We start from the raw sequence: 23619 nt of genomic DNA, 5'->3' as shown, positions 1-23619 counted from the left end.
AGTGATTTTATCCGATTTTATCTCGCCCTCACAAATTTGAAAAAGCGGCTCAACTGTCCTTCCCGGGTTTTATCCTGGTAAAGCAGAGCCAGTTTTTTGTTATCAAACTCTTTGAAAAAATCGTTCCAGGAAATTTCCTCGAGAGCCTGGTCGTTGCCGCCGAACATAAACCGGATCATGCCGACATCTCCGCCACCGCCGGTACCTTTCACCTTGGCCGGTTTGCCGCCGCGTTCCTCCGCCCATTTTTTAATGGCGTTATGATCGGTTGTGGTTTTTGATGTTCCCTGTCCATTAGCCATAATTAATCACCCCCTGATGTATCGTTCAATCCTTCACCCTCTTCCTGATTCTCAGTCTCAAGAGTATCTTCATATGAAGGTTCTTCTTTTCCGGCATCAGTCGTGTCGTTTTTTCCCCGGCGCACTCCGGCAACTTCGTTCGTATCAATGTTGGCTTCATCAGAGTCATTAATATATGGATTGTCAGGGATAACCGGCCTTTTGCCTTTTCTTTTTGCCATAAATCAGAAATAAGGATAGAAATCAGCTTTAAACTGCGAGTTATAAATCCGTAGTAAATCTATAAGAAACATAAAATTTATCCTGTTTTTAAAATTTCTGGTTTATAATTTTGACTAATGGAATTAAGTTTTACCCAACTTCCTGAGAAAAAGCTGATAAACAAAGCGGTAACGGCCCTGCAAAACAATGGCATGGAAGCTATCATCGCCCGAGACAGCACCGAGGCCAAAAAAATGGCTTTGGAAATTATCCCCGAAAACGCCCAGGTTATGACCATGACTTCGATGACTTTGGAAACAATTGGTCTGTCACAGGAACTAAACGAGTCAGACAGGTATGATTCAGTCCGTAAAATTATTAAAGAAAAAGGCTATCTTGGTTCTGTCCCCGACTGGGCCGTCGGCTCGGTTCACGCCATTACGGAAAACGGCCAGGTTTTGATTGCTTCCAAAACCGGCAGCCAATTGCCCGCCTATGCCTATGGAGCCAATCACGTGCTCTGGGTTGTCGGAACCCAAAAAATCGTTGCTGATTTAGACATGGCTTTTAAGCGAATTTACGAGCATTCGCTTCCCCTAGAAGATGCCCGAGCCCACAAAGCTTACGGCGTCGGCAGTGAAGTCGCCAAAATCTTAATTATTAATCATGAGATCAAGCCCGGCCGGATTAAAATTATCCTTGTCGAAGAACTTTTAGGCTTTTAACTATTTTTTTGAGGTATCCAGCAACTCGACTTCAAAAATCAGGGTAGAATTTGGCGGAATGGCCGCACCCGCACCTCTTGAGCCATAGCCCAATTCCGGCGGTATAGTTAATCTCCTTTTGCCGCCGACTTTCATTCCCAAAATCCCCTGGTCCCAACCTCGGATCACTTCACCCGCGCCCAGTTTAAACTTAAACGGCTCGTGGCGGTCATAGGAGCTGTCAAACTTTTTTCCGTCAGTCAGTGTCCCGGTATAATTTACTGTCACGGTATCTCCGTTCTCCGCGGCACTGCCCGTCCCGACAGTTAAGTCCTCAATTTTCAACTGCTGGTTATTAGTATTGGTCGTGTTCGCAGAATTAGTCACGGTTAGCGGTTTTTCTTCAATATGAGCTTTATTATCTTTTAATCCTAACACCAAAACCCCCGCAATGGCAGCTACCAAAAATACTACCAGTCCCCAATAAAGCTTATCTTTCATAGAAATTAATATAACCGATTAGCGGCAGGAATTGAAGTAGTTTTGCAGAAGTGAAACTTTACTGCTTACGGGTGTAGTCCAGTCATCCTGCAACACTCCGCCCGTGTCGCCGGAATTCGGGTTTAAATCCCAGTAGAACGAACTACAGACACCTTTGGAAGTTAAGTATTTGGCGAAAGCGTTTTCCCAGGTAACATCCGCAGGACTTCCGCCATTGGTCCCATATTTTCCGCCCCATTCTCCCGGTGCTAAAGCATTCGTACTCTCGAGGTAGCCCCACTGCGAGTCCCAGATTGCGGGCATGTTATTGGGAAAATCCCCCGCCCCAAAATAGGATTGCCAGGAAACATCGGGGCCATAGACATGGGGCGAATAAACATATTTATTGGAAGGCAGGTTTAAAGTTTTGCATTTGACCGGCGCCAAATTACCGCCCCAGAAATGGCCGTTAGAATCTTGGCAGGTCGGGTTATCGCCAATGCCCTCGACGAATACTAATATATTAGGGTTTGCCGCCAGAACTGCGTTCCCTGCTTTTTCCGCCGCGAGATTCCAATCAGTGCTGCTGTTTCCTGTACCCCAAGTAGCCGATCCATGCGGCTCATTTTTCAGATCCAGGCCGATGAAGTTCGATACACCGGCGTATCTTTTCGCCAGGGTTACCAGATCATTAATCCATTGGGGTTCGGAGTAGGACCCGGTGTACCAAAGTTCTGACTGAGTATTACAATCCGGCCGGTGGGAATCCAAAAGAACATAGATCCCCTGATTGCTCATTTCGTTCACGATCTTATCCATCACCTGCAAGCTGTTCAGGCCGGCCAGATCCGGGTTTTTGGAATAATCGATAGAAGTAGTCGCTACGCCTTGAACACTCGCGGGACAATACGGCAGCCGGACAGCGTTAAAGCCCAGAGATTTAATTTGGGAAATCATGTCTTTATAGCCCCGTGCCCACAAACCATGAACCACATTCGTGCTGGTTTCAAAACCAAACCAGTTGATTCCATGCAAATTAATTTTGGTGCTTCCCTGATAAATACCGCCGTTGTTGACTGTATAGCTACCCCTGGCCGCGGCCGGCGCAAAGATTGGCAGCGGCGCCGGCGCGGGAAGGATAGCATTATTAATATTGGCCATCATGGTAAGATTGGTGATCGTCAGCATCCCCTGAACCGTTCCAATGTCCTGAAAAACAATGCCTTTGATCACCCGGTTGGTCCCGTTTAAATCGGAAAGGGCAATATTGACTGTCGAACCGTCGAGATTATCAATCGCGTTGCCAAGGTTTGTTGTTTGATTATTGTCATCATAAAGAATAACCCGATATTTTTCTCCCGGTTGGGAAGCTTTAGCGTTAAAACTTAAATAGTTGAAACCGCCAGTATTAATCCCCGTGTCAGAGTGTAAGTACAATCCCGCCCACTGGCCTCCGGACTGGAAAGTAATGGTGGAGCCGATATTGGCCTGACCGTTCCAGGACCAGTTTTGCCAGGAGGAAAAATCTGAATAAGTGGCGTTGCTTGCCGTATTTGAGGTATTAGTCGTATTCGAGGTATCTTGCGTCGAGGCCGGCGCCGGCAAATTAATGTTACTGACTGTTATTGTTGGTTGGTTATTTCCGGTGCCCTCCTGAAGAGCAAAACCCTTGATGGGATTATTTATCGGGTAGTTATAATCACCGGAAGAAGAAATTTCAGCCAGTTGCGGCAGTTGATTATTATTTTGGTCATAGAAGAAAGCCCGGATTTTCTCACCATTGGGAACATTATTAATCGTGAAGTTAAAAGAAGCGGCGGCTTTCGGATCGATGGCGGTATCGGTATGAAGATACAGCCCGCCCCAACCGCCTGGTGTCCAGGAAATCGGATTGGCGTTAATATCACTGACTTGGCTTCCCCAGGACCAGTTTGACCAGGTAACGCCGGTTGCCAAAACTATATATGGTCCGCCTGCAAAAATAAGGGCAGCCGCAAGCAGGACGCTGGTGAGAAATTTTCTCATCAGGCAAATTCCAATCGAATCGGAACAGACAACAAGGGGGCATCCTATCAGAGGTTCTTTCCGGTGTCAAGCCAAGCGGAATTTATTTCATTTGGCCCGATCTGGCGGTCTGTTTCCCACTTTCTTACCCACCTCTCATTTTCTTTTTATGTGGACTTCGCACAATCAAAACATGCCGTATTCCCTCCCGCCGTATAAAATTGTCCAAACCCAAGTTAAAATTGTCGTCCCCGCCACTCCCTCTGCTTCTCCGGCAACCGGTTCCGCTATCCCCCAACTGATTTTCCCTCCGGTTTTAACCGCCACCCCCGCGCCCAGCATCCCATCGGCAACTCCTCCGGCAGCCATTATCAGCACTCCCTCGGCCGTCTCTACACCGACGGCTCAGATGATAACTCCGGTCAGCTCCCCGGCCGCGCTGCCGGATATTACTTCCGCTGTGGCCAGCCAGATTAATAATATTCCCAATCCGGTGGTCAAAAGCCTGGCTTCCGGCGCGCTTTCAATAATCCGTCCGCCACTATTGCTTTTCTCCCGCTTACTTCCCGGCCAGTATTATCAGAGCGCCACTTTGCCCTTGCCCTACACTCTTTTGCTTTTAGGGTTAGCCACCGGCCTGGTTTCTGCCGGATTATTGTTAATTCGTCCGTAGACCTATGAAAAAATCTCTTGGTTATCTGGCAATCCTTCTGGGAATAGGCCTCTTCCTGGGGGTTCTGTATTTCAATTCCCGAACTTCTCAAATCCCGCGGACCTTTTCCGGCAATGTCATCATGACCTCGTCCTGGGAAAAATACAAAACCCAGTTTATAAACAGTGACGGCCGGGTTATCGACTATTCCCAAAGTTCTCTAACTACTTCTGAAGGCCAAAGTTATTGTCTCCTGCGCTCTGTCTGGGTTGACAATAAGGCCGAATTCGATTTGTGCTGGAAATGGACCAGCCAAAATTTGAAACGTCCGGGGGATAATCTTTTCGGCTGGCGCTGGGGTCAGCGAACCAGCGGCGGTTTTGGCTTTTTAGACGGCGGCGGAGACAACAGCGCTTCAGACGCGGATACGGACATAGCTTTGGCACTAATCTTGGCAAATCGCCGCTGGCGGGAGCAACCCTATCTCAATGCTGCCAATGCCATTTTGCCCGATCTTTGGAAGATTGACACTGCCACTACTTCGGCCGGAACCAGATATGTTGTCGCCGGCAACTGGGCTCAAAACCCTGACCGGCTGATTATTAATCCCTCATATTTTGCTCCTTATGCCTGGCGGATTTTTGCCCAAGTAGACACTAAACACGACTGGAACAGTTTGATTACTCCCGCCTATCAGCTTTTGGAAAAAAGCGCTGACCCCAATTCCGGACTTCCCCCCGACTGGATCGCCGTGAACCGGTTTAATAATGACCTGGTCAGTCCTGGTATTTCCCAATTAGATAATAATTATTCTTTCGACGCCATGCGGATTCCCTGGCGAATTAATTTAGACTGGCAATGGAATAAAGAGCCCCGGGCCCAAAGTTTTTTAACCAGCCATTTTCAAAAACTTTCGACTGACTATCAGACAACCGGAAAACTGGCGGCAACCTACGCCCATGACGGCACCGTTATTAACGCTGACGAAAGTCCCGCAATGTATGCTACCGCTGAAGGATATTTTCTTCTTACTAATCCGGGTCTTGCCAAAAAAATGTATGAGGACAAAATCCTGAAACTTTATTCTAACGACACCAATTCATTCGTGTCCACATTGCCTTACTATGACCAAAACTGGCTCTGGTTTGGTGCGGGACTCTATAACCAATATTTAATTCCTTTTTAAATGAACGAGATTCCTTACCGCCCGGTAGCTAAAGAGCTGCTGATAATCAATTTTTTTATGGCTCTTCTCTACCTCTCTTGGTGGTTCACCCCAGGAGTAATCGGCAATCCGATTTTGTTTTCGTTACTTCTAATCGGAGAAATTTACCATGTCTTTATGGCTTGGACTTTTTGGTACACTCTTTGGCCGGCAAAAAATAACCGGCGTGAAACCGCTCCTTTCGCCCAAACCAAAGAATTCTCTCCGCCGGTTGATGTTTTTATTACCGTCGCCGGCGAACCGACGGAAATTGTCCGGCAAACTATTTTGGCTGCCAAAAATATGAATTATCCAAACTTTAAAACTTATATTCTCAATGACGGTTTCGCCCTTAAAAAAGACAATTGGAAAGAGGTAGAACTTTTGGCAACCGAACTTGGAGTAAATCACATTATGCGGCCGACCAACCCAGGAGCGAAAGCGGGCAACATTAATAACGCCTTGCGCCAGACTGCCGCCCCGATTGTGGTTATTTTCGATGCCGACATGGCTCCGAGCCCTGCATTTCTTCAAAAAACCATTCCGTTTTTTATTGATCGCCGGGTTGGTTTCGTTCAGACACCCCAGTATTACCGCAATTGGGAAAAAAATTATGTCACCACCAGCGCCTGGGAACAGCAGGAGTTATTTTTCGGACCAATCATGCGTGGTAAAGACCGGGACAATGCTGCTTTCATCTGCGGCACTAATGTCGCCATTGCCCGGTCAGCTTTAACGAATGTCGGCGGTATGGCTGAAGACAATATTGCTGAGGATTTTTTAACTTCTATCAGAATCCATCAGCAAGGTTATCTGTCATACTACCTTCCTGAAGTTTTGGCCACCGGTTTGGCTCCGGAAGATTTGTCCTCATATTTCAAACAACAGCTGCGTTGGGCCAGAGGGTCGCTGGAGGTAGCTTTTGGCCAAAACCCGATACTTAAAAGAGGTTTAACCTGGCAGCAAAAACTGCAATATCTGTCTTCGGCCGCTTTTTACCTTGGCGGGCCGGTAATTTTTGTGGATATAGTCATGCCTTTGATTTTTTTGTTTACCGGCCTGGAACCGGTCCATGCTATGACTACGACTTTCGCCATTTTTTTCATCCCCTACATGGCTCTGCAGCTTTACACGCTGCTTGTGGTTTCCGGCGGCAGTTTTACTTTCCGGGCCAATTCTTTTGGTCTCTCCAATTGGACTGGGTACCTTCTAGCTTTAAAAGCGGTGCTTTTGCGGCAAAAAACCGCTTTTTCTGTCACCCCCAAAACCGCCCAAACCGGCAATTTTCTTTTCCTGGCCTACCCGCATTTAGTTTATATATTTTTGGCCGCGATCGCAGTGGCGGTAGCGATCCACCGGGAGGGATTTGACCCGTCAGTCGCCACCAACATCGCCTGGGCCGCTTTTAATGTTGTCACTTTTATTCCTTTTATCCGCGCCGCTTATACCTGGGACAAACTCTGGACTCCAAAGCCGTCCCAAAAAATTAGCAAGCTGGAAAATTATGCTTAAGAGAATCTTTTCAGTTCCGGTAGGATTTCTTTTAATCGTTCTTTTTTCCGTGTTAATCAGTTCCTTCTCCCTATATTCTCAGTCAATCCGGCTGGATGAATCCCAATCTATTTGGGTCTCAACTAAATCCGTCAGAGACATTTTGTATCTCCAGTCTCAGGATGTGAACCCGCCGCTTTATAATCTTCTCCTGCATTTTTGGGTCCAGGTTTTTGGTACCAGCCTGGACGCTACCCGAACCTTATCACTGATCTTTTTTCTGCTGACCCTAGGCGCAATTTATATTTTGTTTAAAGAAGCCAGTAACACCCGAATCGCCTTTCTAACAGTCGCTCTTTTCGCCCTTTCGCCTTTTGTTCTGTGGTACAGCAACGAAACCAGAACTTACACTCTTTTTACTCTAGTTACTACGATAAACAATATTTATTATTTGCAATTTTTAAGAACCCGGGGGCAAACAGGAAAACTAGGGTTTGTGTTATCCGCAGTTATCGGAACTTTTACCCATTACTTTTTCTTTTTCGTCCTGTTAACCCAGTTTCTTTATGCCATTATCCGGCATCGGAATTTATTTTTGAAATTTTTCGGACTGTTATTCCTAACCGGTTTTGGCTTTCTTCCTTGGGCCGTTTATGTCTTCATCAACGGCCTGGCAGCCGCCACTCAACCGGTCATCCCCACACCGACAACTTTTAATATTTTTGAAACCCTGATCAGTTTCCTTTTTGGTTTTCAAAATCCGGTGGTTACCGGGGTTCTGGTTTCTTTCTGGCCCCTTATCGTTCTGTTCATGTTATTAGTTTTCACCAACCGGCCCCAACTTAACCACGCCCGGGAAATCGATTATTTTATGCTTTTATCTTTCCTTCCGATCATTCTTACCTTTCTGCTTTCTTTTATTCGCCCGATTTTTCTGGCCCGATATCTGATTTTCGTTTTGCCTACTTTATTTTTTCTTCTGGCGTGGGCTTTGGAAAATTTTCCGGCCGGCTTATCCCGGCTTTTTACGACTATCCTTTTGGTCATCATGGTCGGCCTTCTTCTGGTGCAAAACTTTTCCGTCAACACGCCGGTTAAAGAGGATTATCAACAAGTCAGCAATTTTCTGGATCAAAACGCTGCCCCCCAAGACATTATTGCCGTTTCTGCCCCGTTCACAATTTACCCGCTGGAATACTCTTATACAGGACACACAAAGATTGTCACCATTCCCCTTTGGGACCAATATGCTGTCGGTCCGACCCCGCCGTTTACCGTAAATAGCATGCAGTCCCAATTGGCCAGCTACAGCCAGATTTATAACCGTTTATTTCTTGTTTTGTCCTATGATCAGGGCTATGAATCCCGGATCAGAAACTACATGGACACCCACTATAAACTTCTCGAAGACAAAGTTTTTCCGTCAGGAATCGATTTAAGGGTATACAAGCTGCGGTACAGTTAGTTATTTGTAATTATCCAAACTTTTGGCCGGGTTAGCGTAACCCAGGTAGCCGGGGCGAAGGCGATAGAGATAATACTCATTATCCATTGATTGATTCACCCCGGGGATGACGGACACCGCATTGGTGAACCCGGCCGCTTTAGTAATATTAATGGTATCTTGAGAAAACGCGCCGTAAGGATAGGCCAGCGACGGCACTCCGATCCCCAATAGGCTTTCAAGTTTCGTCTTGCTGCCAACAATCTCTCTCTTGGCAGTATTAATATTTAGGCCTTTAAGATAGGCGTGATGCAGAGTATGCGCCCCGATTTCTACTACCCCGCTATCCCGAATTTTTTCCAGTTCCTTCAAGGTAAGATACCCCGGCCGGCCGATAAAATCGACAATTATGTAAATCGTCCCTTTCGCGTTATATTTTTTGAGAATCGGCAGCGCATTGTAATAAAAATCTTCATAACCGTCATCAAAAGTCAAAACTACCGGCTTTTGCGGCATTGCCTGTTTCGCCGCCAAGATATCCGGCACTTCCCTGGCGAAAAGAAAATGGTAATTAGCTGATTTTAATGAAGAAACCTCTTTTCCCAAAACTGCCGGCGCGGTGGCCAAATTAAATCTCCCCGGATCTTTGGTTTTGTCGACATATTCGATGTAGTGGTACATTATAATGGGAATTCGCATTGTCTGGGCAGATTGGGTCGCGATTCGTTCTTTCAAAACTTCTTCGGGAATCTTAAACACTGCGGCCGGATAATAGTCGTTTACCGTTGACTCCGGCAATTTTTTGGCTGGGTTATACCAAAAATTGATTGCCAACATAATAGTGGTTAGCGCCCCGCAAAGAGCCAAAAATCCCCACACTTTGTTACTGTTTAAAGGTTGGCCGGTAGTATTCTTTCTCGCCATATCGCCATTGTACCGACATTCACGAAGGGCGTAAAGCGGGAAACATCTATTGCGTCACAATCCGAATTCTGGCTTGGTCGAGGTAGCCGGTGGAAAGAGTGGAATACATCTGGACTTTATAAGTTTTTGGGCCCGGGCTGGTAATAGATATCGGCGTCGAAATAAAAGTCGCAGTTGAGGTCGAAGCGTAAACTTCAGAATTGAAAAAGACCAGCGGCGTGGTGCTGTCAAAAAGCCGCGCGTGGGCTTCGCCTATGGACCCGTTTCTCAGTGTAGCTTCAAAGTAGACCGCTTTAACGTTGCCGTAATTACTAATATCAAAAGTGGCCTGAGCGGCGTCAATTGTTTTCCAGTTAGTGTTACTGTAGTCAGTATTGCTCACCGACCCGGAGCCTAAGGGAATAAAATACTCCCCTCTTGGCGCTGCCGGGGCGGTAGTGGTCGTTGTCACCACCGACCGGGAAGTATTGACGGTTTTGACTGCAGTGTCAATCGCGGTTAAACAAGTTTGCGGGCAAGCCTCGTTTGTCGGTGCCGGCGCCGGAGTCGGAGATTTTACTTCCGCCGGGTTGCCTGCCGGAGCGGTGTATATCCTGGCGCTGAGATTGGTAAAAGAGCCCGAAAGCTGGCTCAACCGGGCCTGAAAATCTAAAAGATCGCCTCGCTGAGAAACAAAGAAATAATCCAGCAGCACGAGATTACCGATAAAAATGAAGCCAACAATTCCTAAAATGATTTGTAAATATCTGGGCAGCGACACAAGTGTTATTTTATTGCTCTATCTTCTATTTTATACCCCTTTGCTTCTATTTCCTCTCTCAGTTTATCAGCTTCCGCGTATTTTTTCTCTTTACGAAGCGCCTCCCGCTTATTGATTAGCTTCTGGATTTCTTCCGGGACTTCTTTTTCAAAGATCAGAAAACCGAAAACAGCGTTTAATTCCTGCAAAAAGGCGTAAGCATTTTTACCGGCTTTGTCGCGATTGTCGCGGATGTAATCAAAGAGCACCGCTAATGCCTTGGGGGTGTCAAAATCATTGTCCAGGGCCGCGAGGACTTCTGTTTTTAATTGACTGATATCGTCTTCTTTGGTTTTATCAATCTTGAGAATAAATCCATCCAGTCTTTCCAGGGCTCCTTTGGCCTGTTCTAAACTTGCCTCCGAATAGTCCAGGACTGTCCGATAATGACTGCTGATAAAAAAGAACCTTAGGAGCCTAACCCCCCACTTTTGGGTCGCTTCCCGAGCCGTCGTAAAGTTTCCTTTGCTTTTACTCATCTTTTGCGAGTTCATATTCAAAAAAGCAGCGTGCATCCAATACTTTGCCAGCGGTTTTTTGCCGGAAATCGCTTCCATCTGGGCAATTTCTGCCTCGTGATGCGGAAACATTAAATCCACTGCCGCGCCATGGATGTCATACTGGGACCCAAAATGGGCTTCGGTAATGGCTGTGTCTTCAATATGCCATCCGGGCCGACCCCGGCCAAGTTCAGTCTCCCAGGACGGTTCGTCTGGTCTGGAAAATTTCCAGAGAGCAAAATCGTTCTTATTTTTCTTATCCAAACTTTCGTCAATCCGGGAAACCCCGGCATTTTGGTCTGCTTCGGTCCGACCTGACAGCTTACCGTAGTCAGCAAATTTGAAGATGTCATAATAAACACCGTCGGAAGTTTTGTAGGCATAGCCCTTCTCCAGGAGAATTTTTACCTGGCGGACGATTTGGGGAATATAATCCGTGGCCCGGGCGTATTCGGCTACCGCCGTCACTCCCAACGCGGCCATGTCTTCATAATATTTTTCTTCGTACTCTTTGGCCAAAGTCTCCCAGCTGATCATCCGCTCTTTTGACCGGGCGATTATCTTGTCGTCGATATCGGTAATGTTTTGCAGATAGAAAACATCGAAGCCGCGAAAACGCAGATATTTAACAAAAAAATCAAAATTAATGTAGGTTCGGGCGTTGCCGATATGGGCATAGTCATAAACCGTTGGCCCACAAACAAACATATTTATTTTCCGATCGGAGATCGGCTTCAACTCCTCAACTTTCCGGGTCAAAGTGTTATATATTTTCATTTCTTCAAGTTTTTAAGCTTTAATCCCGCAAAGAATTCATATGCCGGCCCGGCAACCAGACCAAAAGTAAAAGCCCAAAGTAGTTCTTCGGCCGGAATACCAGATAATAATACTCCACTGATATTTTCCAGTTTCCACCACCTGAAAATTAACTCCGGAAAAACCGTCAGCAACCCTCTATAAGCAAGAAAGCCAAACAGTGTTAAAAGAATTCCGCTGACAAAGGCGTCGATACACAGATCGCGGCGAAACCACAACATAGTTAAGGCCAGGACAAAAAACATTATACTGGAAGCATAAATAGAATTTATCCCCAAATATAGGTTCAGGCCGTTCAAAACAAGCAAACCTAATCCCGTAAAAGGCAATAATAGCCATGTCCAGTGATGTTTTCGGTCAGCCCTCTTGGCAAATCTCTCACCAAATACCTCTTCGTATAACGACACTCCGATCCCACCAATAAAAAAACCGAACAAAACGTCTTCGATACCAAAACCGGTTCCGGTGATTGTCTGTGGATGCCAATAGTCACGAAGATACCAAAATTCGGAAATCGGACCCAATAAAGCACAAATTACACTCGCCAGTAAGATCTCCTTTCCTAAATCCCTGCGGCGCAGAAAAAGCAGCAACCAGACAGGAAAACAGATTAATAGATCACCGATTAAATAAGCATAGCGGTAATTCAAATAAAACATTATTATCCTCCCACCTGTCTTCCAAACTCGCCGGTTGATTCGGCACTTTTGAGAGTTTGAGCCACGACATCAAAGGACTTTTTCTTGGCGATTAGTTCTTCCTGCTTTTTCTCCGGCGTAGCCGACGGCAGTTTCATCTTGTCGAACTCTTCCCGCAGTTTTTGCAGTTTTGTTTTTTGATATTGGGCCGTTGCTTGGGTCAATTGCGTCAGGGCTTTTTTTGTGGGGATTGGTTTTCCCGTCACCGGATCCATTTTCTTGTTTCTTGTATCTTGTTTCTTGTCCGCTGTCCCGGATCCGTTATCTATTGTCTGTCCAACTACCTGTGTCTTTATCGATTTTGGGACGCCTTTGACCACATCCCGGACAAAAGTTTTGGCCGTGTCTTTGCCCAGCTCTCCCATTTCATCAGTAACCTGCCGTAACGGATTATCCATAATTTCATTATAACTTATGGCGGCGTGGGTAATTTTTCGCAGCGCGAGGGTAAGCGGCCCGGGCACCTGAATCAGGAAACGGTTACATTTACTGAATGTAATGAGTACTCGGGATCGCGGCCGAGCGCGAGAACAAATTACCTAGCCACCAAGGCCTGGCAGGACCCATTTTATACCACTGCCGCTTCCAGAATTTCCAGCTTTTTTGTCGCCGTATCCATTTTTGCCTGAACACCGATCGGAATGGTTGTTCTGGGCACTTCGTGGCCAAAATCCACGCCGTAAAGAATCGGGAACCCAAAGGGTTCGGAAATCTCCCGGATTAATTCTTTTTTGGTCGGAAAATTCTGGTAGTCTACCTCCGCGACCGCTGTCAGTTTGCCCACAATCATCCCGGCAATTTTCTTAAAGAAACCGGTGTTTCTGATCTGCCAGAGATTGCGCATAATCTCCGAAAACTGCTCGTAATCCTCTTCCCAGAAAAAAAGATATTTTGTTTCCGGGCCGAACTGCCGGTCCAGTCCCACGAACGGGTCCCACTCTGTCCCCAAAAGCTTACAGACACAACTTAAATTGCCGCCAAATAAAACCCCTTCCGCCGCGCCGGGCCGGACTTCCTGCCAGACTGATTGCGGCTCGACAACGGTGGTGCCAGCTTCGCTTTGGGGTAAGGAAAGCATCTTCCAAAAATTGGACAGGGTGTAGCCTGTTGTCCGGAAATCCGGCAAAGATAGCGCGTTGGGACCGTGAAAAGTTAACAACCCGGTTTTCGCCAAAATCGCCAGTTGCAAAGTCGTCGCGTCGGAATAGCCGACGAAAATCTTGGGATTATTTTTAATGTTATCGAAGTCGATTTTGTCCAGAATCTGCGAGGCGCCCATGCCGCCGACGGCAAAAAGCACGGCGCAAACTTCTGGATCTGAAAAAGCCCAGTTGAAATCTGCCGCCCGGTCGACCGGCGTTCCGGCCACATAATCGCCGATGGCTTTCAGAATGTTCCCTCCGGTTTTGACTTTAAAGCCCATATTTCCCAAAAACCGGACAGCGCTCTCAAGGTTAGCTTTAGTTACCGGCTCGGAAGGGGCCACAATCGCGACAGTATCTCCTTTGGAAAGAGCTTTGGGCTTAATTATCTTCCCCATAGAGCTATTCTACTCGTAATTCCTTCGCCCCTCAAGCGCACGGGAGAGAGTAGTCTCATCGGCGTACTGGATATCCCCACCCGTGGGCATCCCCATACCCAAACGGGAAATTCGAAATTCGTCCGCCCTTTTGGCGGATCGAATTTTATTGGCAATGTACATGGCCGTTGCTTCGCCTTCCATAGTCGGGTTCAGGGCCAGAATAACTTCTTTTACCTTATCTCCTTTCCCGCTGACTCTCTCAATCATATCTTCGATATACAGTTCCTCCGGCCCAATGTTATGGAGCGGATCAATCACGCCGTGCAGGACATGATATACCCCGTGATACTTGCCGGTACTTTCGAGGCTAAAAACATCCAAAGGCTGCTCGACGACACAGATAGTACTATGGTCGCGGGTCTGGTCCGAACATATTTCGCAGATTTGTTTATCGCTGATATTCTTGCAGATTGAACAAATAAAGATCTCTTTTTTAAGATTTAAGACAGCATTACCAAGCTTGTTAATTTCCGGCTCGGGAACATGAAGTAAATAGAAAGTTAGCCGTTGGGCGGTTTTTTCCCCTACCCCCGGTAGTCTTTCAAACGCTTCAATCAAATCGCGAATTTGTTTCGGAAACGGCACCTTACTGCACCCCTCCAGTCAAATCCTGTAACTTGCTTGCCGCAATCATCTGTGATTTATAAAGTGCTTCGCCCAGAGCCTGTTCCAGCTCGAAGTCGCGTTGTCCGTCCCAGGAAATTTCCAGAACTTTTTGGTCACCGGTCAGGACAATTTTCAGCTGGCCTTTCGCTGTCTGTTTGGTCACTTCAACCTTTTCAGCCGCCAGCTGTTGCTGGATTTTTTGCGCCTGCTGGCGCATTTGATTCAGGTCACCGAGCTGTTTTAAGCCGTCAAACATTCCCATTAACCTTCACCTCATTTCTTTTCGTTAAGTTTAAACTTAACCTTTATTTCTTTTTCTATTATATCAGAGATAACCTGTTCCAAAACGTCCCTGTTTTTGGGTTCTTCCAATTTTTCTTTGTGGAATTTGTAGGCCACACCAATAACGAGAAAGCCGTTACTTATTTCCTGGGGGTTGGCCGCTTTCAGAAAAGCATTGAGACTATGATTGTAAGGTTTTGTCGCCGCGACAATCTCCGCCCATTTATCTACTATTGACTGATATCCGCTTCCATCGTCCGTGGTTTTCTCTTTCTCTTTATGTTCCGTGTCTTTAATTGCCCCGGTTCTGTTTTCTGTTTCCTCGGATCTGTTTTCTGCCTTCTGTCTCCCGCTATCATCTGGAACCCGGCACCATTCCACGACCACTAATTCCAGCGGCAAAGAAGGCAGCGGACTATCCCGAAGCATAGAATTCGCCTCTATTAACTTCTCAATTAATATTTTTGTGTCGTTTATTCCTGCTTCCCTCTTTCCGAATACAAGAATATCCCGAAGTTGAGAGATCATCGCCAGAATTAAATCTTTAAATTTTCCGTTGGCCGCCACAAAAGTTTCAATTTCCTTAAGCGCCTCGGTTTGTTTATGTTGCGCCAAAAGCCTCAGAAGTTTTCTGGCGACATCTTCATTTTGTGTGAGGTTTAGCGCTTCTAGACGCTCCAAGTCTGCTTTAGCACCCGAGGAGATCAACTGCTCAAGAATTTTCTGGGCGTCACGATGCGACCCGTTGGCTCTTTGCGCCACTACTGTCAGAACCTCTTCTTTGATTTCTATTTTTTCAAACTCCGCAATTTTTGTCAGCCGATTTTTTATTTCCTCTTCCTTTGCCCGGCCGAAATCATAAACCAAACAGCGCGACACAATCGTTTCCGGAAGTTTCTGGGGATCTGTTGTCGCCAGGATAAAAATCACCTGAGCCGGAGGTTCTTCCAAAGTCTTCAGTAAAGCGTTAAAGGCCGAAGTCGAAAGCATATGAACTTCGTCAATAATGTAGACTTTATATTTAGAACTAGCCGGCGCCAGTTTCACTTTCTCCCGAAGATCGCGAATATCGTCTACACCGGTGTTGGAAGCCGCGTCAATTTCGATGACATCGAGACTGCGCCCTTCCGTTATGGCCACACAGGAATCACACTTATTGCAGGGCTCCTCGCCTTTCTTACGATTGGTACAATTGACAGTCTTGGCAATCAGCCGGGCAGTGGTAGTTTTTCCTGTTCCCCGACTCCCGGTGAGCAGATAAGCATGCGACCAGTTATTTTCAAGAATGGCTTTGCCCAAAGTGTCGCGAATTTTAGAAGTCGCCAATTCTTCCCAAGCCTGAGGACGGTATTTTCGGTAAAACATCTAGCGTATTTTACTCCGGATGGTGTTCTCCTAGAAGATGGAGCATGCCGTGGCTGATCAGCTCACAAACCTTGGTATCTACCAGCACATTATCCCTGTTGGCTTCCTCCTGAGCAATGGGGTAACAGACCACAATGTCTCCCAGCACCGGGAAACTTTCCAGGGGAAAAGACAAGACATTATGCGGTCTATCGTCGTGAAGATACTTGTGAGCCAGCTCCTGGCTTTTCCTCCGCCCGCACACCAGGATCGAGACCTCAACATTAGTGTTAATTTTTCTCGATTTGAGGACGGATTCCACCGCCGCTTGGATTTTCGGTTTGGAAACCGGATACCGGGAATCCGTCAGAATTAAAACTTTAGCCATTACTCCTAAGCAGTTGGGCAACTACCGCTCCGTCAGCCTTGCCTCTTAGCTCGGCCATAGAAAGTTTCATTAAAGTCCCGAAGTCCGCTCCCGGATTAGTCTTTCTTATCTTTTCTATCTTATTTTTTATTTCTTCTTCGCTCATCTGGGCCGGTAAATAGCTTTGGAGTATCTGTAGTTCTGACTGTTCCCGGTCGACTAAGTCCTGTCTTCCGGCTTTTTGGAACATTTCGATAGATTCTTTGTGGGTTTTGACTTGCTTAGAAATGACATTGAGAACATCATTGTCTGTCGCCACATAGTCTTTGCCCTTTTCGATCTGAAAATTAAAGATCGCGCCTAGCAGAAAACGCAGGGTATCCACCCTCACCTGATCCCGATTTTTGAGGGCCGTATTAAGTTCGGATTGGAGCTGGTCAAGTAACATTAATAGGTTTGTCTCCGGTTTGGGTGTTTGCGCGCCATCGCTTTGGCTTTTCGCACCAACGCCGGCTTTTGATAAAACTCCCGTTTTTTAAGCTCGTCAAGAATGTTCTCATTGAGAACCTTCTTCTGAAACGCGCGAATTACCTGATCCGATGATTGTCCTGGTTGTGCTTTGACAACTACCATTTACCATAACACCTCCTTAAACTTTTCTTTCGACTCCCACCTGTCCTAACAGATGAAAGTGTAAGTGCGGAATTGCTTTAGCCGTTCCGCCGTTGATTACAATTCTGTATCCTTTTTCCACCAATCCTAATTCTCTTATTTTTTCTAAGATTTTATTCTGAATTTTTAAGACCATCTCGTCCGGCGCTTCGGTCAAATCTGAAATATGCTTTTTTGGGATAAAAAGCAAATGGACCGGCGCGGCTGGGTTTTTATCCGGGAAAATTGCGATTTCCTCGTCCTGATAAACAAAGTTCATTGGTATTTCCCCTTTAATTATCCGACAGAAAACACAAGTCCCCATAGGCCTTGGCGATATTGTAAATCTTTTAATAAATGGGGGCAAGAGAGGTCTTAAGCGTAAAGTTCTTCCAGTTCTTTGATTCCCCCAAAAGCAATCCGGTCAGGAACTAAACTTTTGGTGCCCAGCATCATGGCCGGTGTAATCACAAAGTTACCCCATTTTTCGTTAATCTCATCCATCGCTTCGACCACTTTTTCTTTTTTATCTAAATCTTGGAGGAGTGACAACTGCCGGTTGCCGCTATTCTCCAGATTAAAACAAGACACGGCTAAAGTATGGACTGGTTTACGGTACGGACAGTGCAGCAAAATACCGAACGCGTGGCGATAAATATCCCGGCCGTCAAAAAGTAATTCCTGCGTTTTCTCGCCGTGGTGCCAATAGGACCAGTCGCGGTAAAGTAACGATACATGTACTCCGCGGGCAAAGTATCCCGCCCGGCGCATCCGAAAGCCGGTCTTTTCTACAAGCTTTACCAAAATAGGTACCAACTCTTCCGGCGTGGAGTATGGTTTTGGCAACGAGAAACTGTTCCCGTATGACCGGCGCCCGAAAACCACATCGTCGATTTCAAAGCCATGCAATCTTAAATGCCAATACCAGCCAAAGATTCCCCCGAAGATGTTTTTTAGTTTAATCATATCAGCGTTATAAAAATCCATCACAGTAAAAATGCCGCCACTGTTTAACCTGACAGCGTTATTTTTCTTAATTCCGGTCAAATCCATAAGCGCCAGTTTCGAATATATTTCTCGGTAGCTTGTCTCATTAATTTCATCCAATCCGTCGGGTTTATGCAACCCGGCAGCTACCTTGGCCAAATACCGGTTCGGGGCTATCCCCATCGAAACCGTCAGGAAGTCCCCGATTTCCGCTTTTATCCGCCGTTTTATTTCCAAAGCTACTTCGGTAACATTTTTCGTTCGCGTCACCGGAGCCCCTTCCAGATTTAAAACAAATTCGTCAATGGACTTCGGAGAAAAATCGTCAGTGTACTCTGACAATAAAGTTTTTAGCTGCAGATGAACGGCCCGGTACTTATTCGGGTCCGGAGTTTTAACTATTAACTTCGGATATATGAGCCGGGCCTCTTTAACCCGCATGCCGACTTTTATTCCCAAAATTTTAGCCTCGCGCGAAGGAGCGACAATACAACCGCCGGGGGAATCATACGCGGCGACGACGATCGGTTTCCCCCTTAAAAACGGATTGGCCTGCTGTTCGATCGAAGCAAAGCAGGAATTCAGATCCAAATGTAAAATAGTCCCGGGTTTAGGATTAAATAACCTCTCCATCTGCCACCTCCGTCAGGCGCCACTTTAGCGTTTCTGTGTTTAAAACCAGCCGGAAAAACATTGAGTCCGAAGCCACGGAAAAAACATGGAACAAGGTTCGGCCTTCACGAAAGACATGGTGATAGCCTACTTTCTTAATTAAGTGTTCTCTGCCTTCAAAAAGAAGTTTTTTTGGAGAATCGGTAAAGGCAACGGAAACCGGCAGGTCAATTTTCTGGATCACCCAATCAGGTTACCAAACCTTATCCGAAAATCAAGCGAGATAAAGCAGAAATAAATAGATCAAATTAAATAAAACTGTCTATTCTAACTCGCTTTTTTTCCAATTCTCCTAAGAATAATTCCAGAAAGTGCCAGGGAAAGATTCCTTCCCGAAGTTGTCCATCAAGACCGGCAATGCCTTCTAAAACACCAATATTTTTATTAAAAAATATATCAAAATTAACCCGGGCTACCTGAACATCTGCAGAATTGCTACCCCGGATTTCAAAATTATTACAGGCGGTAAACGACCGTCCAAGAAGATCATTACCCCGACTACTGAGCGTGTGATTAACTATCCACGCAGCTACTCTCTGAGGATTATCACTAGAAATTGTATGTCCTAGTGAGCGAGAACAATGACCTTCCCAATACTCAGAACTGTTGATCATTTTATAAGATCATCAAATTTTAGCAATTCGATCTCTCCGGTTTTTCTGTTCTTAACCTCAATTTTATCTCCGGTTTTATCCGAAACGACCAGCCGGTATGGGATCCCGATTAAGTCCGCGTCGGCAAACTTTTCTCCGGCAGAAACATCCCGGTCATCAAACAGTACTTCCGCTCCGGCGTCAAGAAGTTTTTTGTATATATCCTCACCTTTACCATTGAGGCCAATCAGGTGATACTTGTAGGGCGCAACGCTTTCCGGCCAGACAATGCCTTTGTCGTCATGGAAAATCTCGACAATCGTCCCCATCACCCGGGTTGGCCCGATGCCGTACGAACCAAACCACACCGGTCGCTTTTGACCGTTCTTGTCCGTAAAATACACGCCCATCTTCTCGCTGTAATAGGTCCCAAAAGCAAAAATATTGCCTACCTCAATAGCGGTGATTTTTTTGTATTCCGCTTCCACCCCATCAAAAATTTCCTTATTAACGCCTTTGCCGGATTTGTCCACATAAACTGTGTCTTCGCCGGAAACCGCTTCCACCTGAAATTCGTGAGTGTGTCTGTCGGTGAAAACTCCGCCGGAAGCTTCAGTCACAATGGCGTTTAATCCCAGCCGGGAAAAAATTTTGAGATAAGCTTCTTTGACCTCTTCGTAATATTTCCAGAAGTCTTCTTCGCTGGCATGCAAACTGTAAAGATCTTTCATCATAAATTCCCGGCCGCGCAAAATTCCGCCGGTGGCCCGGGGTTCATTGCGGAATTTCGTTGAGAAGTGGTAGATTTTAATCGGCAAGTCGGTATACGAATCCAAATGTTTACGGACTAGGTCCAAAACAATTTCTTCATGGGTAAAAGCCAGCGCCAGATCTTTTTCCCGGACATCTTTGAGTTTATACATTATTTCCGAAGCACTGTTCCACCGCCCCGTTTCTTCCCAGATTTCCTTTGGATGCATGAGAGGCATGAGGACTTCCTGCGCCCCGGTGGCGTTCATTTCTTCACGGATAATGTTGTTAATTTTGTTAACTACTCTCCAACCTAGAGGTAAAAGAGTCCACGACCCGGCCATGAGTTGATCAATAAAACCCGCTCTAACAAGTAGTTTGTGATTTTCCGCCACCGCCCCTGCCGGCGCTTGTTTTATGGTTTTTGGAAACAATTGACTTTGCCGCATCTCTATAAGTTTAACAGGAAGCTAGCGGGAAAGGAAGAGTTTGGAGATATCGCTGAAAGAGACGAGGATAATAAAAATAAACAGGATTCCCATGCCAATTTGATTGATCAGATTCTCATATTTCGCGGGGAGTTTTTTACCGCTGACCGCTTCCACGAACAGAAAAGCGAACCGGCCGCCATCGAGGGCTGGAAACGGCAAAACATTCATGAAAGCCAGAGAGAGCGACAATAATCCCAGCAGATTTACTAATTGCACTACCGCGGTACTGCCACCAAGGTCCAAAATACTTCCCACTGCCGAAGCAATCCCTACAGGCCCGGAAACCGATTCCGCGAGCGGCTCGACATTTTTGGTTTTGAAAGCGGCCGTAGCCAAACTGCCGATCACTTTGAAGTTATAAACAAACATGTCCACGGCATAGCTTAAGCCGGACAAGACTTTCTGTTGGGGCGTGGCATAGTTAAGTTCGACCGCTTCACCAATACCGATTCCCAGCGCCCCCTGCCCGGCCGGCGGGTTTACCCGGGGAACAACAGTGACGGTTTTATTGGTAGACAACGTGCTATCTGTAACATTTAGTTTTACCTCTGATCCGGCATGGGCTTTAATATAGGATTGAAACTCCGGTATTTTCGTGAAGTTTTGCCCGTCAGCCGAAAGCAGGACATCGCTGGGCAGCAGTCCCGCTTTATCTGCCGGACTGCCGCTGGCCACAAAAGTGGCCACTACCAGCGTCTGATTCGGGCTGCGGAAATTATAGTCTGCGAGTTTTGGAATTAAGACTTTGAATCCGGATAGGACCAGGAAAAAATAAAAGGCCGCCAGGGCCAAAAATACATTCATGGTTACTCCGGCCAAGACCACGGCAATTCGCGGCCAGACATTAATTTGATAAAAATATTTTCCCTTAATCCCGGAAACGCGCTCTTTTTCATTTTCTTCACCGAGTAGTTTGACGAAACCGCCAAACAGCAACGGGTATAACGAAATTTTCATCCCGTCTTTCAACTTTTTACTCAGTATAGGCTTCGTAAAAGGCAACCCCAAAGCAAACTCCTCCACCCCTACTCCGGCCCATTTCCCCACTAGAAAATGGCCCGTTTCATGAACGAGAACCAGAATAGAGAGAATAACCAGAAAAACAATAATCGTTAAAATCATTAGAGGCTCATTAACTCTTTTTCTTTCGCTTGCGCCAGAGTGTCTAGTTCGGCAACCATTTTATCCGTCAGCGCCTGGACTTCTTTTTCCATGCGTTCCTTTTCATCTTCATTGGCTTCGGCTTTAGAAACATCTTCCATGGCATCGTGGCGGATCTGCCGAATCATAATCTTTCCGCCTTCAATTTTGGTTTTAACCAGCTTAACATATTCCTGACGGCGCTCTTCAGACAATGGAGGCACTACAACTCTGACCCGGGTATCTTCAGGAATAGCCGTCAATCCAAGATTAGCCGCAGAAATAGCTTTAATGATCGCTTCCACATTAGCCTGGTCGAAGGGTGTGATGACAATAGTATTCGCGTCAGTAGCCGCAATGGTAGCCAATTCCACCAGTTTCATCTTGGTCCCGTAAGCTTCAACGATTAAATTCTCGATTAATTGCGGTGAGGCTTTGCCGGTGCGGATCGTATTTAAATCCTGCTTAACCACCTCAATAGCCTTTTGAAATTTCGGAGTAACTTGCGCGGTTATATCGTCCACTCAATTTTCAATTTGAAATTCGAAATTTGAAATCAATTTTAAATATTTCAAATTTAAATTTTCAAATTCAGTTCAAATTTTAAATTGTAAATTTTAAATTGTTATTCTAGAAAATTCTCCCACCTTTATATTTTCTCCCAACTTCCCGATTACTTCCTTAATCATATCATCAATCGTCAATTTGGGATCGCGGATGGATTCCTGTTTTAAGAGATCTTCTACCGTTTCCGGTTTCATGGAGGCTACCTGAAGGCAAATTTCCTTGCCAAGAGTTTGAAAGTCATCTGTTCTGGCGACAAAATCAGTCTCGCACAAAAGGCTGACTAATACCCCAATTCGACCGCCATGAACATAGGAAAAGACGACGCCGTTATGGGTTTCCCGTTCGCCTTTTTTGGCCGCGCGGGCTAAACCTTTTTCCTTAATTATCTCCTGGGCTTTTTCAATATTTCCCTTGGAGGCTTCCAGAGCTTCCCGGCAATCAGCAATGCCGGCCCCCGTAAGCTCACGAAGTTTTTTGATTTGATCTACTGATACCATGAAATTAGTTATTGGTTTGTATCTTGTTTCTTGGAAATTGCTTATTTCTTTTCGCCGTTTTCTTCTTTTGCTTTCTTTTTGGCTTCCTCTTTGGCCTGTTTTTCGGCATCCTTGACCGCTTCCTGCCGGCCCTCAGTCCAAGCATCAACAAGGTAATCCATAATTATTTTAATACTTCCGACGGCATCATCGTTAGCCGGAATCTGGTATTTCACCGGTTCCGGATTGGTGTTGGTGTCGGTAATAGCAACGATAGTCGCTCCGGTTCGCGTTGCTTCCCGAACCGCCAGGTCATCCCGTTTAATATCCACCAGGAAAATCGCGTCCGGAATTTTAGAAAGACCAACCAGTCCGCCATAAAGCTGTTCGTATTTTTCCAGTTTCCGGGAGGCCAGAAGTTTTTCTTTTTTAGTGACAAAGTTGCTGTTGGCAATGTCTTCTCGAAGTTTGAGGATCGAATCAAGATTATTGTGTTTAATAGTTTCAAAATTGGTCAGGGCTCCGCCCGGCCAGCGGTTAGTGAGATAGTAAAAGTTACTATTTTCAGGCAGAGCTCCTTTCATCCGGGCAACATTTTCGGTTAAGACCGGCTGGGCCTGGCGTTTGGTGCCGACAAAAAGAATCGTGCCGCCGCTTTTGGCCAGGTCATGAAGGTACTTGGCAGCAGAGAGCAGACCTTCACGGGTTTTCGTCAGGTCAATAATATGAACGCCTTCGCGCTCTCCATAAATAAACCTAGCCGCTTTCGGCTGCCAACGGTTGGTCTGATGCCCAAAATGGCACCCGGCCTCTAATAATTGTTTTAGAGTGATGTCCGTCATTTGAAATTGTCCCTTAGTCCTCCGTTCGGCGTAGATTCAGGGACCCGCCG

General features: G+C 46.1%; 30 protein-coding genes. 5 read left to right on the top strand and 25 right to left on the bottom strand.

Annotated features, from left to right (window positions below):
• Positions 1-17: 17 nt before the first annotated feature.
• Positions 18-302: a hypothetical protein gene (locus M1403_04025; protein ID MCL4398159.1), complete on the bottom strand. Its 285-nt coding sequence runs from the start codon at positions 300-302 to the stop codon at positions 18-20.
• A gap of 2 nt (positions 303-304) precedes the next feature.
• Entirely contained in the window at positions 305-523 is a 219-nt protein-coding gene (locus tag M1403_04020; protein MCL4398158.1) for a hypothetical protein, read from the bottom strand.
• Between the two features lie 117 nt (positions 524-640).
• Between M1403_04020 and M1403_04015 the strand changes: the two genes are divergently transcribed.
• Complete coding sequence (locus tag M1403_04015; protein ID MCL4398157.1) at positions 641-1228, top strand: lactate utilization protein; 588 nt, start codon at positions 641-643, stop codon at positions 1226-1228.
• On the opposite strand, the gene M1403_04010 is transcribed toward M1403_04015, so the two are convergent.
• Together M1403_04010 and M1403_04005 are read right to left on the bottom strand one after the other, a co-directional pair.
• Entirely contained in the window at positions 1229-1552 is a 324-nt protein-coding gene (locus M1403_04010; protein MCL4398156.1) for an FKBP-type peptidyl-prolyl cis-trans isomerase, read from the bottom strand.
• A 174-nt stretch (positions 1553-1726) separates the two neighbouring features.
• Positions 1727-3712, bottom strand: coding sequence for a glycoside hydrolase family 5 protein (locus M1403_04005; protein MCL4398155.1), 1986 nt, complete (start codon positions 3710-3712; stop codon positions 1727-1729).
• Positions 3713-3884: 172 nt separating this feature from the next.
• On the opposite strand from M1403_04005, the gene M1403_04000 reads away from it, so the two are divergent.
• The 4 genes from M1403_04000 to M1403_03985 are packed head-to-tail and all read left to right on the top strand — an operon-like array spanning position 3885 to position 8503.
• Positions 3885-4364 carry a hypothetical protein gene (locus M1403_04000; protein ID MCL4398154.1) on the top strand — a complete coding sequence of 160 codons (480 nt, stop codon included), beginning with the start codon at positions 3885-3887 and terminating at the stop codon, positions 4362-4364.
• A gap of 4 nt (positions 4365-4368) precedes the next feature.
• On the top strand, positions 4369-5529 hold the full coding sequence (locus M1403_03995; GenBank protein ID MCL4398153.1) for a glycosyl hydrolase family 8: 1161 nt from the start codon (positions 4369-4371) through the stop codon (positions 5527-5529).
• Positions 5530-7059 (top strand): glycosyltransferase, encoded by a 1530-nt coding sequence (locus tag M1403_03990; protein ID MCL4398152.1) that lies wholly within the window; start codon positions 5530-5532, stop codon positions 7057-7059.
• Positions 7052-8503, top strand: a complete 1452-nt coding sequence (locus M1403_03985; protein ID MCL4398151.1) for a glycosyltransferase family 39 protein — start codon at positions 7052-7054, stop codon at positions 8501-8503. The genes M1403_03990 and M1403_03985 overlap by 8 nt, the downstream gene beginning before the upstream one ends.
• Here the strand turns inward: M1403_03985 and M1403_03980 are convergent, their stop codons facing one another.
• The 21 genes from M1403_03980 to rpsB all read right to left on the bottom strand — a co-directional run bounded on the left by M1403_03980 (position 8504) and on the right by rpsB (position 23569).
• Complete coding sequence (locus M1403_03980) at positions 8504-9406, bottom strand: polysaccharide deacetylase family protein (GenBank protein ID MCL4398150.1); 903 nt, start codon at positions 9404-9406, stop codon at positions 8504-8506.
• Between the two features lie 46 nt (positions 9407-9452).
• Positions 9453-10166, bottom strand: a complete 714-nt coding sequence (locus tag M1403_03975) for a hypothetical protein (GenBank protein ID MCL4398149.1) — start codon at positions 10164-10166, stop codon at positions 9453-9455.
• Positions 10167-10171: 5 nt separating this feature from the next.
• The gene (gene cysS, locus M1403_03970; protein MCL4398148.1) at positions 10172-11482 is read right to left on the bottom strand and encodes a cysteine--tRNA ligase; all 1311 of its coding nucleotides are present in this window, start codon (positions 11480-11482) and stop codon (positions 10172-10174) included.
• A complete protein-coding gene (locus M1403_03965) occupies positions 11479-12180 on the bottom strand; it encodes a lycopene cyclase domain-containing protein (GenBank protein ID MCL4398147.1) in 702 nt (233 codons plus the stop codon). The genes cysS and M1403_03965 overlap by 4 nt, the downstream gene beginning before the upstream one ends.
• A 2-nt stretch (positions 12181-12182) precedes the next feature.
• On the bottom strand, positions 12183-12617 hold the full coding sequence (locus tag M1403_03960) for a hypothetical protein (protein ID MCL4398146.1): 435 nt from the start codon (positions 12615-12617) through the stop codon (positions 12183-12185).
• 170 nt (positions 12618-12787) lie between these two features.
• Positions 12788-13759, bottom strand: a complete 972-nt coding sequence (locus M1403_03955) for an LD-carboxypeptidase (protein MCL4398145.1) — start codon at positions 13757-13759, stop codon at positions 12788-12790.
• A gap of 9 nt (positions 13760-13768) precedes the next feature.
• Positions 13769-14386, bottom strand: a complete 618-nt coding sequence (gene recR / locus M1403_03950) for a recombination mediator RecR (GenBank protein MCL4398144.1) — start codon at positions 14384-14386, stop codon at positions 13769-13771.
• Position 14387: 1 nt separating this feature from the next.
• Complete coding sequence (locus tag M1403_03945) at positions 14388-14663, bottom strand: YbaB/EbfC family nucleoid-associated protein (protein ID MCL4398143.1); 276 nt, start codon at positions 14661-14663, stop codon at positions 14388-14390.
• A gap of 17 nt (positions 14664-14680) precedes the next feature.
• On the bottom strand, positions 14681-16054 hold the full coding sequence (gene dnaX, locus M1403_03940) for a DNA polymerase III subunit gamma/tau (protein MCL4398142.1): 1374 nt from the start codon (positions 16052-16054) through the stop codon (positions 14681-14683).
• A 10-nt stretch (positions 16055-16064) separates the two neighbouring features.
• Positions 16065-16421, bottom strand: a complete 357-nt coding sequence (gene ybeY / locus M1403_03935; GenBank protein ID MCL4398141.1) for an rRNA maturation RNase YbeY — start codon at positions 16419-16421, stop codon at positions 16065-16067.
• Positions 16414-16848 (bottom strand): GatB/YqeY domain-containing protein, encoded by a 435-nt coding sequence (locus M1403_03930; protein MCL4398140.1) that lies wholly within the window; start codon positions 16846-16848, stop codon positions 16414-16416. Before M1403_03930 ends, ybeY begins: the two co-directional genes overlap by 8 nt.
• Positions 16848-17033, bottom strand: a complete 186-nt coding sequence (rpsU, locus tag M1403_03925) for a 30S ribosomal protein S21 (protein MCL4398139.1) — start codon at positions 17031-17033, stop codon at positions 16848-16850. Before rpsU ends, M1403_03930 begins: the two co-directional genes overlap by 1 nt.
• A gap of 16 nt (positions 17034-17049) precedes the next feature.
• Complete coding sequence (locus tag M1403_03920) at positions 17050-17376, bottom strand: HIT domain-containing protein (GenBank protein ID MCL4398138.1); 327 nt, start codon at positions 17374-17376, stop codon at positions 17050-17052.
• Between the two features lie 50 nt (positions 17377-17426).
• Entirely contained in the window at positions 17427-18671 is a 1245-nt protein-coding gene (locus M1403_03915; GenBank protein MCL4398137.1) for a hypothetical protein, read from the bottom strand.
• Positions 18655-18894, bottom strand: a complete 240-nt coding sequence (locus M1403_03910) for a hypothetical protein (protein ID MCL4398136.1) — start codon at positions 18892-18894, stop codon at positions 18655-18657. The genes M1403_03915 and M1403_03910 overlap by 17 nt, the downstream gene beginning before the upstream one ends.
• Before the next feature lie 64 nt (positions 18895-18958).
• Complete coding sequence (locus tag M1403_03905) at positions 18959-19324, bottom strand: hypothetical protein (protein MCL4398135.1); 366 nt, start codon at positions 19322-19324, stop codon at positions 18959-18961.
• The gene (locus M1403_03900) at positions 19321-20502 is read right to left on the bottom strand and encodes a His/Gly/Thr/Pro-type tRNA ligase C-terminal domain-containing protein (GenBank protein MCL4398134.1); all 1182 of its coding nucleotides are present in this window, start codon (positions 20500-20502) and stop codon (positions 19321-19323) included. The genes M1403_03905 and M1403_03900 overlap by 4 nt, the downstream gene beginning before the upstream one ends.
• A gap of 21 nt (positions 20503-20523) precedes the next feature.
• Entirely contained in the window at positions 20524-21666 is a 1143-nt protein-coding gene (locus tag M1403_03895) for a site-2 protease family protein (GenBank protein MCL4398133.1), read from the bottom strand.
• Positions 21666-22208, bottom strand: coding sequence for a ribosome recycling factor (gene frr, locus M1403_03890; GenBank protein MCL4398132.1), 543 nt, complete (start codon positions 22206-22208; stop codon positions 21666-21668). The genes M1403_03895 and frr overlap by 1 nt, the downstream gene beginning before the upstream one ends.
• A 93-nt stretch (positions 22209-22301) precedes the next feature.
• On the bottom strand, positions 22302-22748 hold the full coding sequence (tsf, locus tag M1403_03885; GenBank protein MCL4398131.1) for a translation elongation factor Ts: 447 nt from the start codon (positions 22746-22748) through the stop codon (positions 22302-22304).
• A gap of 41 nt (positions 22749-22789) precedes the next feature.
• Complete coding sequence (gene rpsB, locus M1403_03880; protein ID MCL4398130.1) at positions 22790-23569, bottom strand: 30S ribosomal protein S2; 780 nt, start codon at positions 23567-23569, stop codon at positions 22790-22792.
• Positions 23570-23619 lie beyond the last annotated feature (50 nt).

The organism is Patescibacteria group bacterium (genome assembly GCA_023380635.1).
Lineage (GTDB): Bacteria > Patescibacteriota > Microgenomatia > JAMCZE01 > JAMCZE01 > JAMCRP01.
The sequence above is the reverse complement of the archived record's forward strand: the minus strand, read 5'-3'. Positions and strand labels throughout refer to the sequence as shown.

Bases quoted from the DNA above. Each gene is read 5' to 3' on its own strand.
- M1403_03980 (MCL4398150.1), bottom strand. From the start codon at position 9,406: ATGGCGAGAAAGAATACTACCGGCCAACCTTTAAACAGTAACAAAGTG.
- dnaX (MCL4398142.1), bottom strand. From the start codon at position 16,054: ATGTTTTACCGAAAATACCGTCCTCAGGCTTGGGAAGAATTGGCGACT.
- M1403_03995 (MCL4398153.1), top strand. From the start codon at position 4,369: ATGAAAAAATCTCTTGGTTATCTGGCAATCCTTCTGGGAATAGGCCTC.
- rpsB (MCL4398130.1), bottom strand. From the start codon at position 23,569: ATGACGGACATCACTCTAAAACAATTATTAGAGGCCGGGTGCCATTTT.
- M1403_04015 (MCL4398157.1), top strand. From the start codon at position 641: ATGGAATTAAGTTTTACCCAACTTCCTGAGAAAAAGCTGATAAACAAA.
- cysS (MCL4398148.1), bottom strand. From the start codon at position 11,482: ATGAAAATATATAACACTTTGACCCGGAAAGTTGAGGAGTTGAAGCCG.
- M1403_03985 (MCL4398151.1), top strand. From the start codon at position 7,052: ATGCTTAAGAGAATCTTTTCAGTTCCGGTAGGATTTCTTTTAATCGTT.
- M1403_03965 (MCL4398147.1), bottom strand. From the start codon at position 12,180: ATGTTTTATTTGAATTACCGCTATGCTTATTTAATCGGTGATCTATTA.
- M1403_04000 (MCL4398154.1), top strand. From the start codon at position 3,885: ATGCCGTATTCCCTCCCGCCGTATAAAATTGTCCAAACCCAAGTTAAA.
- M1403_03990 (MCL4398152.1), top strand. From the start codon at position 5,530: ATGAACGAGATTCCTTACCGCCCGGTAGCTAAAGAGCTGCTGATAATC.
- M1403_04020 (MCL4398158.1), bottom strand. From the start codon at position 523: ATGGCAAAAAGAAAAGGCAAAAGGCCGGTTATCCCTGACAATCCATAT.
- M1403_03955 (MCL4398145.1), bottom strand. From the start codon at position 13,759: ATGGGGAAGATAATTAAGCCCAAAGCTCTTTCCAAAGGAGATACTGTC.
- tsf (MCL4398131.1), bottom strand. From the start codon at position 22,748: ATGGTATCAGTAGATCAAATCAAAAAACTTCGTGAGCTTACGGGGGCC.
- M1403_03945 (MCL4398143.1), bottom strand. From the start codon at position 14,663: ATGTTTGACGGCTTAAAACAGCTCGGTGACCTGAATCAAATGCGCCAG.
- M1403_03905 (MCL4398135.1), bottom strand. From the start codon at position 19,324: ATGATCAACAGTTCTGAGTATTGGGAAGGTCATTGTTCTCGCTCACTA.
- M1403_03900 (MCL4398134.1), bottom strand. From the start codon at position 20,502: ATGCGGCAAAGTCAATTGTTTCCAAAAACCATAAAACAAGCGCCGGCA.
- M1403_03895 (MCL4398133.1), bottom strand. From the start codon at position 21,666: ATGATTTTAACGATTATTGTTTTTCTGGTTATTCTCTCTATTCTGGTT.
- M1403_03960 (MCL4398146.1), bottom strand. From the start codon at position 12,617: ATGGATAATCCGTTACGGCAGGTTACTGATGAAATGGGAGAGCTGGGC.
- M1403_03915 (MCL4398137.1), bottom strand. From the start codon at position 18,671: ATGGAGAGGTTATTTAATCCTAAACCCGGGACTATTTTACATTTGGAT.
- M1403_04025 (MCL4398159.1), bottom strand. From the start codon at position 302: ATGGCTAATGGACAGGGAACATCAAAAACCACAACCGATCATAACGCC.
- M1403_03920 (MCL4398138.1), bottom strand. From the start codon at position 17,376: ATGGGGACTTGTGTTTTCTGTCGGATAATTAAAGGGGAAATACCAATG.
- M1403_03930 (MCL4398140.1), bottom strand. From the start codon at position 16,848: ATGTTACTTGACCAGCTCCAATCCGAACTTAATACGGCCCTCAAAAAT.
- rpsU (MCL4398139.1), bottom strand. From the start codon at position 17,033: ATGGTAGTTGTCAAAGCACAACCAGGACAATCATCGGATCAGGTAATT.
- ybeY (MCL4398141.1), bottom strand. From the start codon at position 16,421: ATGGCTAAAGTTTTAATTCTGACGGATTCCCGGTATCCGGTTTCCAAA.
- M1403_04005 (MCL4398155.1), bottom strand. From the start codon at position 3,712: ATGAGAAAATTTCTCACCAGCGTCCTGCTTGCGGCTGCCCTTATTTTT.